The organism is Catellatospora sichuanensis (assembly GCF_007483665.1).
GTDB lineage: Bacteria > Actinomycetota > Actinomycetes > Mycobacteriales > Micromonosporaceae > Catellatospora > Catellatospora sichuanensis.
Genome location: NZ_ML660184.1, coordinates 224,708 through 239,062 on the forward strand (window position 1 = coordinate 224,708; position 14,355 = coordinate 239,062).

At 72.6% G+C, this 14,355-nt stretch carries 12 protein-coding genes; 7 read left to right on the top strand and 5 right to left on the bottom strand.

Annotated elements, in window-relative coordinates; genetic code table 11:
- Nucleotides 1–114: 114 nt before the first annotated feature.
- Nucleotides 115–1,536: an aspartate aminotransferase family protein gene (locus FLL47_RS03020; protein ID WP_144118852.1), complete on the bottom strand. Its 1,422-nt coding sequence runs from the start codon at nucleotides 1,534–1,536 to the stop codon at nucleotides 115–117.
- Nucleotides 1,537–1,858: 322 nt separating this feature from the next.
- Between FLL47_RS03020 and FLL47_RS03025 the strand changes: the two genes are divergently transcribed.
- A complete protein-coding gene (locus tag FLL47_RS03025) occupies nucleotides 1,859–2,557 on the top strand; it encodes an LppX_LprAFG lipoprotein (protein ID WP_144118853.1) in 699 nt (232 codons plus the stop codon).
- Complete coding sequence (locus tag FLL47_RS03030) at nucleotides 2,547–4,142, top strand: MFS transporter (RefSeq protein WP_246157464.1); 1,596 nt, start codon at nucleotides 2,547–2,549, stop codon at nucleotides 4,140–4,142. The genes FLL47_RS03025 and FLL47_RS03030 overlap by 11 nt, the downstream gene beginning before the upstream one ends.
- Nucleotides 4,143–4,225: 83 nt before the next feature.
- Here FLL47_RS03030 and FLL47_RS03035 read toward each other — a convergent pair whose 3' ends face one another.
- Together FLL47_RS03035 and FLL47_RS03040 are read right to left on the bottom strand one after the other, a co-directional pair.
- A complete protein-coding gene (locus FLL47_RS03035) occupies nucleotides 4,226–4,807 on the bottom strand; it encodes an HhH-GPD-type base excision DNA repair protein (protein WP_144118854.1) in 582 nt (193 codons plus the stop codon).
- A 168-nt stretch (nucleotides 4,808–4,975) separates the two neighbouring features.
- Nucleotides 4,976–5,530 carry a VanZ family protein gene (locus FLL47_RS03040; protein WP_144118855.1) on the bottom strand — a complete coding sequence of 185 codons (555 nt, stop codon included), beginning with the start codon at nucleotides 5,528–5,530 and terminating at the stop codon, nucleotides 4,976–4,978.
- A 62-nt stretch (nucleotides 5,531–5,592) separates the two neighbouring features.
- Here FLL47_RS03040 and FLL47_RS03045 point away from each other — a divergent pair, with 62 nt between their 5' ends.
- The gene (locus FLL47_RS03045; protein WP_144118856.1) at nucleotides 5,593–7,056 is read left to right on the top strand and encodes a DUF7782 domain-containing protein; all 1,464 of its coding nucleotides are present in this window, start codon (nucleotides 5,593–5,595) and stop codon (nucleotides 7,054–7,056) included.
- 84 nt (nucleotides 7,057–7,140) lie between these two features.
- The gene (dtd, locus tag FLL47_RS03050) at nucleotides 7,141–7,563 is read left to right on the top strand and encodes a D-aminoacyl-tRNA deacylase (protein ID WP_120318632.1); all 423 of its coding nucleotides are present in this window, start codon (nucleotides 7,141–7,143) and stop codon (nucleotides 7,561–7,563) included.
- 139 nt (nucleotides 7,564–7,702) lie between these two features.
- Here the strand turns inward: dtd and FLL47_RS03055 are convergent, their stop codons facing one another.
- On the bottom strand, nucleotides 7,703–8,488 hold the full coding sequence (locus FLL47_RS03055) for a sporulation protein (RefSeq protein ID WP_144118857.1): 786 nt from the start codon (nucleotides 8,486–8,488) through the stop codon (nucleotides 7,703–7,705).
- Between the two features lie 113 nt (nucleotides 8,489–8,601).
- Between FLL47_RS03055 and sigB the strand changes: the two genes are divergently transcribed.
- From sigB to FLL47_RS03070, 3 genes are all read left to right on the top strand, one after another.
- Nucleotides 8,602–9,582, top strand: a complete 981-nt coding sequence (gene sigB / locus FLL47_RS03060; RefSeq protein ID WP_239165452.1) for an RNA polymerase sigma factor SigB — start codon at nucleotides 8,602–8,604, stop codon at nucleotides 9,580–9,582.
- Nucleotides 9,583–9,685: 103 nt separating this feature from the next.
- Nucleotides 9,686–10,213: a SigE family RNA polymerase sigma factor gene (locus FLL47_RS03065; protein ID WP_342780291.1), complete on the top strand. Its 528-nt coding sequence runs from the start codon at nucleotides 9,686–9,688 to the stop codon at nucleotides 10,211–10,213.
- A 1-nt stretch (nucleotide 10,214) separates the two neighbouring features.
- On the top strand, nucleotides 10,215–11,642 hold the full coding sequence (locus FLL47_RS03070) for a hypothetical protein (protein WP_144118858.1): 1,428 nt from the start codon (nucleotides 10,215–10,217) through the stop codon (nucleotides 11,640–11,642).
- A gap of 109 nt (nucleotides 11,643–11,751) precedes the next feature.
- Here FLL47_RS03070 and FLL47_RS03075 read toward each other — a convergent pair whose 3' ends face one another.
- Entirely contained in the window at nucleotides 11,752–14,352 is a 2,601-nt protein-coding gene (locus tag FLL47_RS03075; RefSeq protein ID WP_144118859.1) for a GNAT family N-acetyltransferase, read from the bottom strand.
- Nucleotides 14,353–14,355: the final 3 nt, after the last annotated feature.

Genomic DNA, 14,355 nt, shown 5'->3' on the forward strand with positions numbered 1-14,355 from the left:
GGCCGCGCGAGGCGGGGCCGCGTTCGGGAATGCGGGAGCCGGTGCGGCGCGCCGCCGCGGGGCGGCGCGCCGGTCGGCCGCATTCGGACGGGGCGCCTGGCGGCGCCCCGCCGGTCAGCCCATGCCGTCCGCTCCCGCACGCGCGATCGCCGACTCGTCGGCTTCGGCACCCGGGCGGCACGACTCCTCGATGGCGTCGATGACGATGCCGCAGGCGATGTCGATGACCTCGGCGGTCACGTTCAGCGGCGGCAGGATCCGGATGACGCAGTCGTCGCGCCCGCCGAGTTCGACGATCAGGCCCCGGCGCAGCGCTCGGGCCTGCACCTGGCGGGCCAGCTGCCCGGCCGAGCGCCCGTCGCCGGGGTCGGCCAGTTCCACGCCCCACATCAGGCCCCGGCCGCGCACCTCGCGCACCACCGGGTGGGTCTGCAGCTCGGCGAACCGCTCGGCCACCTGCGCCCCGCGCTCGCGCACGTTGGCCAGGATCTGGTCGCGGTGCAGGATCCGGACCGCCTCCGCCCCCGCGGCGAAGGCGAGCTGGTTGCCCCGGAACGTGCCGGTGTGCGCGCCTGGCTGCCAGACGTCCAGGCGCTCGTCGTACATGATGAGCGCGACGGGCGTGCCGATGCCGGACAGCGCCTTCGACGCGACGATCACGTCGGGCTCGATGTCGTACTGCTCGAACGCGAACCAGGTGCCGGTGCGGCCGCACCCGGTCTGCACCTCGTCGACGATCAGCGGGATGTCCAGCGACCGGGTCAGCGCCCGCACCCGCCGGACGAAGTCACGGGTGGCCGGGATGACCCCGCCCTCGCCCTGTACCAGCTCCAGGATCACCGCGGCGGGCCGGGCCACGCCGCCGTTCGGGTCGAGCAGCGACTTCTCCAGCAGCCCCGCGCAGTTGGTCTCGCAGGAGTCCGGGCGCAGGCCCAGCGGGCACCGGCCGCAGTACGAGTACGGGAAGAAGTGCACGCCGGGCATGCCGTTGGCGATCGGGCGCTTCTGCGAGACCAGCCCGGACATGGCCATCGCGGCGGAGCTGCCGCCGTGGTAGCCGCCCTGGAACGAGATGATGTCGCCGCGGCCGGTGGCGGTCTTGCACAGCTTGATCGCGGCCTCGATGGCGTTGGCGCCGGTCGGGCCGCAGAAGTGCACGCGCATGCGTTCGCGCAGGCCAGGGGCCAGCATGGACAGCTGGGCCTCGATGAACTCGTCCTTGGCGGGGGTCGGGAAGTCCAGCGCGTGGGTCAGCCGGCCCAGCTGGGACGTGACGACCCGGACCAGCTCGGGGTGGTTGTGGCCGAGCGACAGCACGCCCGCGCCGGTCAGGAAGTCGATGAACACATTGCCGTCGACATCGCGCACGAAGCTGCCGGAACCCTCGGCGATGGCGATGGGGATGTTGCGGGGATAGGTACGCGCGTTGGACTCGCGGCGCTGCTGGCGCTCCAGCAGTTCGGCCGAACGGGGCCCGGGCAGGTCGCAGTGGACGGACGGCCCGGTCAATGCGTCAGGCTCGCTGAGCATCGTCATTGGTTCTCCTCAGGCAGGACACGGTGGCGCCGGTAGGCATCCACCTGGGACGAGCGGCCCACGCACTCCGCCCGGAAGGAGGAGAGCGGTGCCATAACGATTACCAAATGAAATCGTTAGCTCACCCTCCGTGATGCTACCGATCGGCCGATCGCTTGCTCCGTATTTCAGAAGGTTCGTCCGGTCTGCTATGGACCGAACGACGGAATCCGGTCCGGACGCCTGCGGGGGCCGGCGCGAAACTGGTATACGAAAGGGCAGGTCAACAGGCCTGCAAGCGGCGTGTCGGGCTCCGCGTGGCGGCCCGCACTAACATGCGCGTATGTCCCGCACCTCGTACGCGCTCGCCGCGCTCGCCGCACTGGCCCTCACCCTCACCGGGTGCACCTCGAAGGCGGACGACCCGGCTCCGCCCGCCGACCTGCCCGCCGCGCAGACCCTGCTGCTCGACGGGGCCAAGGCGATGGCCGCGGTCAAGTCCGCGCACTTCGTCATCGACGTCAACGGCAAGATCAGCGGACTGAGCCTCAAGCGCGCCGAGGGTGACCTCACCCAGGAGGGCTCCGCTCAGGGCACCGCCGCCATCGAGCAGTTCGGCACCGCGATCGAGGCGAAGTTCGTCATCGTCGGCTCCGACCTCTGGCTGCAGGGCGCCACCGGCGGCTACCAGAAGCTGCCGCTCGCCGCCGCGGCCACCGTGTACGACCCCTCGGCCATCCTCGACCCGAACCGCGGCGTCGCGAAGCTGCTCAGCTCTGTGAAGACCGCGACCACCCAGGCCAAGGAGACGGTCGACGGCAAGGAGACCTACAAGATCCAGGTCGAGCCCGACCCGGTCGCGCTGGCCACGCTGATCCCGGGCGTCGGGGCCGGCGTCACCGGGCACGTCTGGCTCGACGCGACCTCGAAGCAGCTGGTCAAGGGCGAGTTCACCATCCCGGCGAAGGGCAGCGACCCGGCCGGCACGGTCACCGTGACGTTCACCAAGTACAACGACCCGGTGACGATCAGTGCGCCCTGATCACGGCGCCACGGGCGGCGGGGCGGCTGCGGCCGCCCCGCGGCACCGCCTCGCCGTCGGCATGGGCGGGCTGGCCGTGCTGCTCGGTGCGCTCGACGCGTACGTGCTGGTCTCGGTGCTGATCGACATTGTCAACGACCTCGGCATCCCGATCAACCACCTGGAGCGGGCCACCCCGCTGGTCACCGGCTACCTGCTCGGCTACGTCGCGGCGATGCCGCTGCTGGGCAGCCTGTCCGACCGGTACGGCCGCCGCCTGCTGATCCTCGCCTGCCTGGCCGCGTTCGCCGTCGGCTCCGTCGTCACCGCCACCGCGACCGACCTGGTCCCGCTGGTCGCCGGCCGGGCACTGCAGGGCATGGCCGGTGGCGCGCTGCTGCCCGTGACCATGGCGCTGATCGCCGACCTGTTCCCGCCCGCCACCCGGCCCACCGCCCTCGGCTGGGTCGGCGCCGCGCAGGAACTGGGCGCGGTGCTCGGCCCGCTGTTCGGCGCGGCCGTGGCGCTCTGGATCGGCTGGCGCGGCATCTTCTGGATCAACATCCCGCTGGCCGTGCTCATCGGCGTCGCGGTCTGGCTGCTGGTGCCCCCGCACCGCCCCGACCCCGAAACTCCCCCGCGTCGCGTCGACGTGGTCGGCGGCCTGCTGCTCGCGCTCACCCTCGGGCTGTGCGTGGTCGGCTTGTACAACCCCGACCCCGCGCACGCCGTGCTGCCCAGCTGGGGACCCGCCGTACTCGCCGGGGCGGGCGTGGCACTGGCCGCGTTCGTCGCCTGGGAGTGGCGCGCCCGCACCCGCCTGCTCGACCCGGCCGGCGTCGCCATGGGACCGCTGCTGGCCACGCTGGCCGCCAGCGCCTGCGCGGGCGCCGCGCTCATGGTCACCCTGGTCGACGTGGAACTGGTCGGGCACACCCTGCTCCGGCTGGACACCCTCGACAGCACGCTGCTGCTCACCCGGTTCCTGGTCGCGCTGCCGATCGGCGCGGTGCTCGGCGGCCTGGTGCTGCGCCGCTTCGGCGAACGCCTGCTCACCGTCGTCGGCCTGGCCGGATCCGCCGGGGCTTACCTGCTGATCGCCGGCTGGCCCGCCGACCTGCTCGCCGCCCGGCACGAACTCGGCCCGCTCAGCCTGCCCCGGCTCGACACCGACCTGGTGCTGGCCGGGCTCGGCCTGGGCCTGGTCATCGCCCCGCTGTCGGCACTGGTGCTGCGCATCGTGCCGGCCGTCCAGCACGGCGTGGCCTCGGCCGCGGTGGTGGTCGCCCGGATGATGGGCATGCTGCTCGGCGTTGCCGCGCTGACCGCCTGGGGCCTGCACCGCTTCCAGGAGTTCACCAAGGACCTGCCCACACCGCTGCCGTTCGGTATGACCGAGGACGAGTTCCGGCGCGCGCTGGCGGCGTACCAGGCCGCCCTCGACGGCGCGCTGCGCGCCGAATACCGCGAGATCTTCCTCGGCACCGCCGCGATCTGCCTGCTCGGCGCGCTCGCCGCCCTGGGCATGCGAGCCCCCCGCGACCCAGCCGCTCCCGCCCCGACGGACTCCCCCGCCGCAGCCGAACCGGAGCTGGACAAGGTCTGACCCGGCGGTGTCCGAAGGAAGGGCACCTTCTTGACGCTATGCGTTGTAGAAGGTGCCCTTCCTGACGTCTGCGGTGGAGGAGGTCAGGGTTTGTCAGCTTTTGCGTCGGCCTTCATCTGCTTCTTGAACTCGCGGACCTTGGCCAGGGAGGCCGCGTCGCGGATGTCGGCGACCGAGCGCAGCGAGCCCTCCTCGCCGTACACCCCCGCGACCTCGCGCCAGCCCTCCGGCTGCACGTCGAACTGCTTGCCCAGCAGCGCGATGAAGATCTGCGCCTTCATCTTGCCGAAGCCCGGCAGCGCGGACAGCCGCTTGAACAGGTCCTTGCCGTCCTTGGCCCCGGTCCAGATGGTGGCGGCGTCGCCGTCGTACTCGTCGACGATGGCGCGGGCGAGTTTCTGCGTGCGCTCGGCCATCGAGCCGGGGAAACGGTGGATCGCCAGCGGGGTCGCGAACAGCTCCGCGAACGCGGCCGGGTCGTACTCGGCGATCTGCGTCGCGTCGAGCCGCTCCACGCCCATCCGCCCAGCCAGCCGGTAGGGCCCCACGAACGCCTTCTCCAGCGGGATCTGCTGGTCGAGCAGCATGGCGGTGATCAGGGCGAGCGGATCGTGCCGCAACATCTCGTCGGCGGCGGGCTCCTGCGCGAGCCACAGCTTCGTCATGCCTACAGCCTGCCAGAACCCCCGCCGCCCCGACCGTCGCACCGCGCCCTCCGTCCCCGCGCACCCCGAAGATCGTCGGACTTGCCAGGCACCTGTGCGTATCTTGAACGCGCATACGCCCTGTTGCCAGGCAACTCGGACGATCAACGCCGCGCCGCGCCGCGCTGCTCAGGCCGGGACGGGGACGCGGGCGCGGGACCACCATGGACGGGTCGCCAGGCCGCCGAGCAGGCAACCGACGGCGTTGACCAGCACGTCGTCCACGCTGCACACCCGGTTGGTGACGAACAGCAGTTGGGTCACCTCGATCATCAGCGAGCAGGCCGCCCCGAGCAGCAGCAGCAGCCGCGCGGGCGCGGCGAACGCCGCGAAACGCACCGGCGCGCCCGCACCCAGCGCGAAGAACACCAGCAGGTTGCCGCCCACCTGCGTGATCACCCACGGCAGCGGCTGGGTGAGCTGGGCGCGCAGGTCGCTCAGGGGCTCCAGGTACACCAGCACCGTGCCGGGCGGCACCTGCACCGGGGTCAGCGTCATCCATACCCAGGGCAGTGTCCCGAGCACCATCGCGCCCTCGGCCAGCGACCACCGCCACGCACGGCCACGCGACACGCCCGCGCGCGATCGGCGCCGGACCATCCCGGCGACGACCAGCAGGGTCAGGGGTACCAGCGCCGCCGTCGTGATCAATACGGTGTGCCAGTGCGCCCATACCTGTGCCATGCGCAGCACGTTAGTGCACACGTAGCTGCACCGTACGCCGCACGTTGGTGCACGATGTCAGGGTGCAGACGCTGCTGGAGACCGCTGACATCGATCATCTGCGTACCGCGCTGACCAGCGCCGGGTTCACCGCCGCGGGCATCGCGGCGCGGCTGGGGCCGCAGGCGTCGGCCGACGCGGGGCGCAGCGACTTCCGCGCCGCGCTGCGGATCACCGGTTCGGGTGATCCACTGGACACCCTGATCCGGCTGTTCATCTGCGGGCAGACCGAACCGCAGCCGGCCGTCGCCGCCGCGCTGGCCCCGCTGCCGGTCGCCGCGGCCCGCGCGGCCGGGCTCGTCGTGCAGGGCGAGGGAGGGCTCGCGGCGGGCGTCGACCTGGAGCCGTACGGCGACTGGTGGGTCCTGTCGGACCTGCCCGCCCAGCCGGGCCGTCAGCTGCCCGCCGACCATGTGCTCGGGGTCGGCGGCGCGTCCACCACACTGGCCGGTGCGACGGTGCGTACGCCCGTCGGCACCGCGCTCGACCTCGGCACCGGCTGCGGCGTGCAGGCGCTGCACCTCAGCACCCACGCGCGCGCCGTCACCGCGACCGACCTGTCGCCCCGCGCACTGCGCTTCGCCGCGACGACGGCCGCGCTCAACGGCCTGAGCTGGGAGCTGCTGCAGGGCGACATGCTGGCGCCGGTCGCCGACCGCCGGTTCGACCTGGTGGTCAGCAACCCGCCGTTCGTGGTCGGGCCCGGCCTGGCCACCCACGTCTACCGCGACTCCGGCCGGGCCGGTGACGGCGTCTGCGCCGAGCTCGCCGGGGCCGCGCCGACCCTGCTGTCCGAGGGCGGCACGCTGCAGTTCCTGGCCAACTGGGTGCACGTGAAGGGCGAGGACTGGGAGGACCGGGTCGCGGGCTGGTTCGCCGGCACCGGCATGGACCTGTGGGCGATCCAGCGCGAGGTCAGCGACCCGCTGGACTACGTACGCCTGTGGCTGGCCGACGCGAGCGAGAAGCACGACGCCCAGCGGGCCGCCGAGTGGCTGGACTGGTTCGCCGCGCACGGCGTCGAGGCGATCGGCTTCGGCCTGGTCACCGCCCGCAACAGCGGCAAGACCGACCCGTCGGTGGTCTGCGAGGACCTGCGCCAGCAGGTGCAGGCCCCGCTCGGCGACCGGGTGGCGGAATGGTTCGCCCGCCGCGACTGGCTGGACGTCCGCGACCGCGAGCAGCTCCTCGCGGCCCGCTACCGCCGCGTCGACGGCCTCCAGCTGCGCCAGGAGGCCACCATGGGCGACGACGGCTGGATCGTCGACCGCCAGCTCCTGGCCATGCCCGAGGGCCTGCGCTGGGTCGAGGAGATCGACCCCCTCATCCTCGCCCTGGTCAGCGGCTCCAACGGCGATCTCCCCCTCCACGACCAGATCGCCCTGCTCGCCACCGCCCACGAGGCCCCCGTCGACGCCCTCTCCGAAGCCCTCCTCCCCGTCATCGACCACCTGGTCGAACGCGGCCTCCTCCTCCCCACCTACTGACTGGTTGATCATGAACTTATGGCAAGGTTCGACGGTGTGTCGTCGGCCTGACTTCATGATCGACGCGACGGAAGGGGTGCGCCGGTGCGCGCGGTAGTGCAGACGGTGAGCCGGGCGAGTGTGACCGTGGACGGCGAGGTGGTCGGGGAGATCAAGGACGGACTGCTGGTGCTGCTGGGGGTGACGCACGGCGACACCCAGGCCACCGTCGAGACGATGGCCCGCAAGGTGTACGAGCTGCGCCTGCTCGACGGCGAGCGCAGCGCCTCCGACGTCGGCGCCCCGCTGCTGGTGGTCAGCCAGTTCACGCTCTACGGCGACGCCCGCAAGGGCCGCCGCCCGACCTGGCAGGCCGCCGCCCCCGCCGAGGTCGCCGAGCCGATGGTCACCGCCTTCGTCGCGGCCCTGCGCGCCCGCGGCGCCACCGTCGAAACGGGACGCTTCCGCACCCACATGCTGGTCGAGTCCGTGAACGTCGGCCCCAACACCCTGATCCTCGACCTCTGACCCCGACCGCGAGCCGGGCCGGCGCGGCGCGGCGCGGCGCGGCGCGGCGCGGCGGCCGAGCATAGTTGATCATGAACTTATGGCGGTGACACTCCGTCGAGCCGTGCCATAAGTTCATGATCAACGCCCGAAAGCGGGGTCAGAACAGGGGGCCCTTGCGGGCGGTGGATTGGGTCAGCCAGTCTTTGAGGAGGCCGCGCCAGTCGGTGTCGGCGAGGGTGGCGGGGTCGACCGTGAAACGGCCGAAGATGTCGCGGTCGGCCAGGGGGCCGACCTTTCTGTCCAGTTCCATCACGACGTGCAGCTTGCGGTCGGTGGCGACGAAGGTGACCTCGAGGTTGCGCAGCTGGGCGGCGTACGCCGTGCCGGGCAGGAACTCGATCTCCTGGTAGAAGGGCAGCGTCTGCGGCAGTCCGCGCAGGCGGCCCTTCTCCATGTGGGCCTTCACGAACTGGAAGCCGAGCTTGCTCAGCGCGTCCAGGATGTGCTGCTGCGCGGGCATCGGATCGATCTCGACCGGGTCCAGGTCGGTCCGGTCGACCTCGCGGGCCACCTCCAGCTCGGTGCGCAGACCGACGTTCATTCCGGCTATCGGCTGCCCGAAGGCCCGGGTCAGCGGGGTCTCCAGTGGCACGTCGCAGGTGATGTCGAATATCCGACGCTCCCGCGCGGCCAGCGTGAAACCCTCCACGACCTTCTGCCGGCTGACCTCTCCCGTGGACTGGCTTCCGGCCAGCCCGCCCTGCACACCGACGTCGGTGACCAGCGTCAACGCGATGTACCCGATGGAAACCTGGTGATCCCCGCCGGTGACCTCGACCGTGCCGCTGAGTTTGCCGCCGGGCTTGGCCCGCGACACCTTCAACTCCGTACGCACCGACGGTCCGCCGACCCCGAACATGCGCATCAGGCGCTTCACGACCACACGTCCCTCCCCTGTCCGCCCCATCGTGGCAGATTCACGAAATCGTCTCACCGCCGTCTCACGCGCCATACACCAAGCTGTCCAGTACACAAGGCGACACGGGGAGGACAGCGATGAGCGACGAGAGCATGAACGCAGTGGCCGTACTGGACAGCGCGCCCGCCGATCTGGACGAGACCGACGAGCGGGGCGTCTCGACCGACCTCGTCCGTGCGTACCTCAACCTGATCGGCCGCACCAAGCTGCTGACCGCCGAGCAGGAGGTCTCGCTGGCGCGCCGGATCGAGGCCGGCCTGATGGCCGAGTACGTGATGGAGCGCGACGGCATCGAGCACGACCGGGACCTGGAGACCGTGATCCGCGAGGGTCACGCCGCCAAGGACCACCTGCTCGAGGCGAACCTGCGCCTGGTGGTCAGCATCGCCAAGCGCTACACCGGCCGCGGCATGGCGTTCCTGGACCTGATCCAGGAGGGCAACCTCGGCCTCATCCGCGCCGTCGAGAAGTTCGACTACACCAAGGGCTACAAGTTCTCCACGTACGCCACCTGGTGGATCCGCCAGGCCATCACCCGCGCCATGGCCGACCAGGCCCGCACCATCCGCATCCCGGTGCACATGGTGGAGCAGGTCAACCGCATGGTCCGGGTGCGCCGCGACCTGGCTACCGCGCTCGGCCGCGAGCCGTCGATCGCGCAGATCGCGGTCGCGCTGGAGATCCCGGAGTACCAGGTCATCGAGCTGATCTCGTACGACCGCGAGCCGGTCAGCCTGGACCAGGCGGTCGGCGAGGACGGCGAGAGCGCGCTGGGCGACTTCGTCGCCGCCGTCGACCCGCGCGGTGACGCCGCCGACGCGCTGGCCCAGGGTCAGCTGCGCGACGAGGTCGAGATCGTGCTGTCGACCCTGTCGCAGCGCGAGCAGGCCGTGATCCGGCTGCGCTTCGGCCTGGACGACGGCCGCCAGCGCACCCTGGACGAGGTCGGCAAGGAGTTCGGCCTGTCCCGCGAGCGCATCCGCCAGATCGAGAAGACCACGCTGCTGAAGCTGCGCAGCGGCGAGCGCGCCGAGCGCCTGTCGGTGTACGCCGCCTGACGTTTGCCCAGCTAGAGCGCGCGGCCCCGGCCTCATGGCCGGGGCCGCGCCGCGTTACCCTCTGCCGCGCTCAACCTTTCGGACTCCTCGAGTGTTCGGTGGGGTGAACACACGAGGGGAGACCGACCCGATGCCCGACGACGACTTCCAGGCGTTCGTGGAGCAGCGCTACACCGCGCTGTTACGCACGGCATACCTGCTGTGCGGTTCCCGCGACCGCGCGGAGGACCTGCTGCAGAACGCGCTCGCCGCGGCGCTGCCCAAGTGGCGGCGGATGGACCACCCGGAGGCGTACGTGCGCCGGATCATGGTCAACCAGCTCGCCAACGACTGGCGGCGGCCGATCCGCGAGATCGTCACCGCGGTCCTGCCGGACCGGGCGCGCCACACCGGCGATGCCGTCGAGGAGCGCGACCAGCTGTGGAGCGCGCTGCGCCGCCTGCCCGTGCGCATGCGCGCCGTGCTGGTGCTGCGGTACTGGGAGGACCGGTCGGAGCAGGAGACCGCGCAGATCCTCGGGGTGACCGTGGGCACGGTCAAGAGCCACTCCTCGCGCGGCCTGGCCCGGCTGCGCGAACTGATCGAGCCGGGCCCGTCGGCCGCTCTCACCACCGCGAACGGGGGCAACTGACATGATCGAGGAACTTCGGGCGACTTTGGACCGGCACGCCGCACAGGTGACACCGCAGCCCGACCCGTACCCCCGGGTGGTCAGCCGGCACCACCGGCGGCGGCGTCGCGTCACCGCCGCAATCGCGGCCGTCGCCATGCTGCTGGTCGTCGCACCGGGCGCCTGGCTGCTCGGCAGGCCGCAGCCGTACCTCCCGGTCGCCGGACCGCCGCCGGCCGCGCTGCTGCCGCTGCTGAACTCCCCCACCCGGGGCAGCCTCGCCGCGGACAACGCCTACATCGAGTCGCTGCGGCAGATGGCGGCGGACCTGGCGATGAACGACGACAGCACCGGATCCCGGCTGCCCGACGATCCTGCCATGATCAAGGTGCTGTTCGCCGGGGACATCGGTGCGCGGCGCATCGCGGTGGTCGCCAGCGTGGACGGCAAACCGCTGGTGGCGGCGTTTCAGGGGGAGCCTGGAGACGGCGCCGACGAGCTGAAGCACAGCATGCTCAGCATGATGGAACCAGCTCTGGGCACGGGCTTCGCGATGGGCTCCGGGAACGCCGAGCGGACCTTCCTGTTGCTCGGCCCCGTCGGCGCGGTCTACGAGACGGCGGAGACCCGCTACACCGGCACCGGAGTCAAGCGGAGCTGGACGCGCCTGGACGCGCCCGACGGTTATGTCGGCATCGCCGACCTGGTCGGGCAGCAGCGCTTCCGGGTGCTCACCGGCGGAACGGTGCTCTACGAGACCGAGGGCGGCGCGGCGGCCGCTCCCGGAAAACCGGTCACGGTGGACCCGCAGCCGGCCGGTGGCCGGGGCAGGCCGATGCCCGCCGCCGCCACGCAGATCGCCGCCGGGCTGGCCACACTGACCAGGCTGACCGGGCCGGACGTGACGTACCGGGTGCTGTGGAGTGATGAGATCGACATGCCGGGTACGACCACCGGACGAGCCGCCATCGTCACCGTGCAGGCGGTCACCGCGGACGGCGGCGGCCCGTACACCACCGGCACGATCGACACCGGGGACGGCTCCTACCGCGACCATCCCTCGGGTTACGGCATCGCCGGCGATGTGGAGCACAGCCTGCTCGCCATGCGGTTGCCGTGGTACCAGGTGGAGAGCGATCACTTGCAGATCGTCGCCCCGCCCGCCGCGGTCCGCGCCGAGGTGGTCCGCGGCGCGCAGACGGCCGAGGCCGCCCTCGTCAACGGCGTCGGCGGGCTGGCGGTGCCGCTGGGGTCGCAGCTCACGATCCGGGTGTACGACGCCGCGGGTGCGCTGCTGGCGACACTGGAGTACGCGGACCGCGACAAATTCGGCTGCGACCGGTTCGACCCGGCCGCCTGCGCGACCGGTTCACCGCCGCCGTCCGGGACGGAGAGCCCGACCGCGGCGGTGACACCGACTGCAGTGGTCACTCCCACGGCGACACGGTAGGACCTGTCGGCAGTCGACCGCGGGATGGTCCCGAACGGAGCGCCCGGCCATGGCGCGCGTCATGGCCGGGACCTTCTGCCTCGGAGGTGCGAGGTGGCAGGCGCCATCCTCACCTCAGCTGGCGGGGGCCGGTGTCGGGGCGGGGGGTGGCTTCGGTCAGCTCGCCGCGCGCGTGCAGGACGGAGACGCCCGAGGCGTGCACCAGGACCGGGTTCAGCACCAGGTGGCGTAGGCGCGCGGTGTCGGCGGCCAGCCGACCGAGGCGGACCAGCAGCTCCGCCAGGGCGGACGCGTCGGCGGCGGCCAGCAGCGGGGCCGCCTTGGGCGCCCGGACCAGTGCGGCGGCGTCGGTATCGGTGAGCGGCGCGGCCCGCCAGGCCCGGTCACCCACCAGCTCGGTCACCGGCCCGGCCAGCCCGAACCCGACCACCGGCCCGAACGCAGGGTCATCGACGATCTCGATCACGCAGGCCACACCGGGCGACACCATCGGCTGCACCAGCACCTCCACGCCGGCACCGAACAAAGCCTCCAGATCGGCGTAGGCGCGCCGAACCTCGTCTGGGCCGCTGAGGTTGAGGCGTACCGCGCCCAAGTCGATCCGGTTCGGCCGGTCCGCGACCTTCAGCACCACCGGGGCCGAGTACGCCGCCGTCGCCGCCGCGGCAGCGTCCCCGCCGGCCGCCCGGGTGCTCGGCACCAAGGTGACGCCGTACGCGTCGAGCAGGGCGTCGACCGTTGGCGCGAGCGGATCGGCACCGGGCGGCGGGGGTGGCAGCGTGCCGGGCGGCTCGCGCAGCCAGGCGGCGCGCCGGGTCACCTGTGCGAGCGCCCGCACCGCCTCCTCGATCGACCGGTAGGACGGCACCTGCGCCGGTCCCCGCCCGGCGAGGAAGCTCGCCAGCACCGGCTTGTCCGCCTCCTCGACGACCTTGGCCAGCGCGTCGGCGTACGGCCCCAGCAAAGCCGTCTCCGCGCTCTGGTCGGCGGCGAGCGGGCCGGTGGGCAGCGGCGGCGCGACCACCACGATCACCGCATCGGTGTCGTCGCTGTGCAGCGCGGCGTGCACCGCGGCGGCGAACTCGTCCGGCCCGGCGGCCGGGCCGACCGCACCCGCCCGGCCGACGCGCAGCCCGGCGGCCCGGATCTCGGCCGAGGCCAGCGCCGACAGCGCGAACGCGTTGCTCACCACGCCGATCCGGTCGCCGGTCGGCAGCGGCTGGGCCGCCAGCAGCGTCGCCACGTCGAACAGCTCGCCGACGGTGCCGACCTCGATCACGCCGGAGTGGGCCCGCAGCGCCTGCATCGCGGCGTCGTCCAGGGCGGAGCCGCCATGGCCGGTGTGCCCGGCCAGCATCACGATCGGCTTGTGCCGTCCCGCGGTGCGCACGATGCGGGCGAACTTGCGCGGGTTGCCGAACGACTCCAGGTACATCGCGACGACGTCGGTGTGCGGGTCCTCGGCCCAGAACTGCAGCAGGTCGTTGCCGGACACGTCGGCCCGGCGGCCCGCGCTGACGAAGCCGCTCATGCCCAGCCCGCGCCGCTCGGCCTCGGCCAGCAGCAGCAGGCCCAGCGTGCCGGAGTGGCAGAACAGGCTGACCCGGCCGGGGCCGGGCAGCCGCGGCACGAGCGTGGCGTTGAGGCGTACCGCGTGGTCGGCGATGCCGAGGCTGCCGGGGCCGATCACCCGCATGCCCGCGATCCGCGCGGCCCGCACCAGGTCGCGCCGCTGCGCCGGGTCCATCTCGGTGAGCACCAGCAGCCCGTGCACCCCGGCCGCGGCGGCGTCGGCCAGCACGTCCGGCAGCGCCAGGGGCGGCGTCGCCACGACCGCGAGATCGATCATCGGTTCGGCCTCCGACTCGCCCGGATGTGCCAGGCCGGATCCCGGCTCCCAGGGACGGGGCGACCCCGGCACACCGGGTGCGGCTGCCGCGCCCGCACCGTGGCTGCCGCCGGTGGGCGACGCGGTCACCGGTGCGGGGGCCAGGTCGGCGAGCGAGCGCAGTGGCCCGTCCGGGTGCACGTGGTGCACCGGCCCGGTGAAGCCCGAGGCGCGCAGGTGGGCCAGCACGGCCGCGCCGACGCCGTGGCCGGACGCGCTCGCGCCGTAGACGGCGATCGCGCGCGGGCGCAGCAGGCGGGCCACCGAACGGGCCTCGGTGCGCTGCTCGCGGTCGGCCTGCACGGCGCGGGAGCGCTCGGTGGGCGCGACCGGGAAGGTCAGCGTCACCACGCCGTCGGCGTAGCGCCGGGTGACCTCGTATCCGGCGTCGGTGAACACGCGCAGCATGGCGCCGTTCTCCGGGAGCACCTCGGCGACGAACCGGGTGACGCCCGCCTCGGCAGCCGCGGCGGCGAGGTACTCCAGGAGCACCGAGCCGACACCGCGGCCCTGGTAGGCGTCCTCGACCACGAACGCGACCTCGGCTTCGTGCGACAACGCGCCGAGCCGCTCGTAGCGGCCCACCGCGACCAGGCGCTCGCCCGCGGCGACCACGAACGCCTCCCGGTCGACGTGGTCGACGTTGACGAAGCGGTGCAGGTCGCGGGCGGGAATCCGGGGGTACGGCGAGAAGTAGCGCAGGTAGCGGGTGCGCTCGGAGAAGCGCGAGTGCATCGCCACCACCGCGTCGGCGTCCAACGGCGTGATCTGCCGCAGGTGGACCGTGGTGCCGTCGGAAAGCAGCACATCCGCGCCGGTCACGGC

Coding starts and splice junctions, on each gene's coding strand:
- FLL47_RS03040 (WP_144118855.1), bottom strand. CDS start 5,530: ATGGCACAGGTATGGGCGCACTGGCACACCGTATTGATCACGACGGCG.
- FLL47_RS03025 (WP_144118853.1), top strand. CDS start 1,859: ATGTCCCGCACCTCGTACGCGCTCGCCGCGCTCGCCGCACTGGCCCTC.
- sigB (WP_239165452.1), top strand. CDS start 8,602: ATGAGCGACGAGAGCATGAACGCAGTGGCCGTACTGGACAGCGCGCCC.
- FLL47_RS03035 (WP_144118854.1), bottom strand. CDS start 4,807: ATGACGAAGCTGTGGCTCGCGCAGGAGCCCGCCGCCGACGAGATGTTG.
- FLL47_RS03020 (WP_144118852.1), bottom strand. CDS start 1,536: ATGACGATGCTCAGCGAGCCTGACGCATTGACCGGGCCGTCCGTCCAC.
- FLL47_RS03070 (WP_144118858.1), top strand. CDS start 10,215: ATGATCGAGGAACTTCGGGCGACTTTGGACCGGCACGCCGCACAGGTG.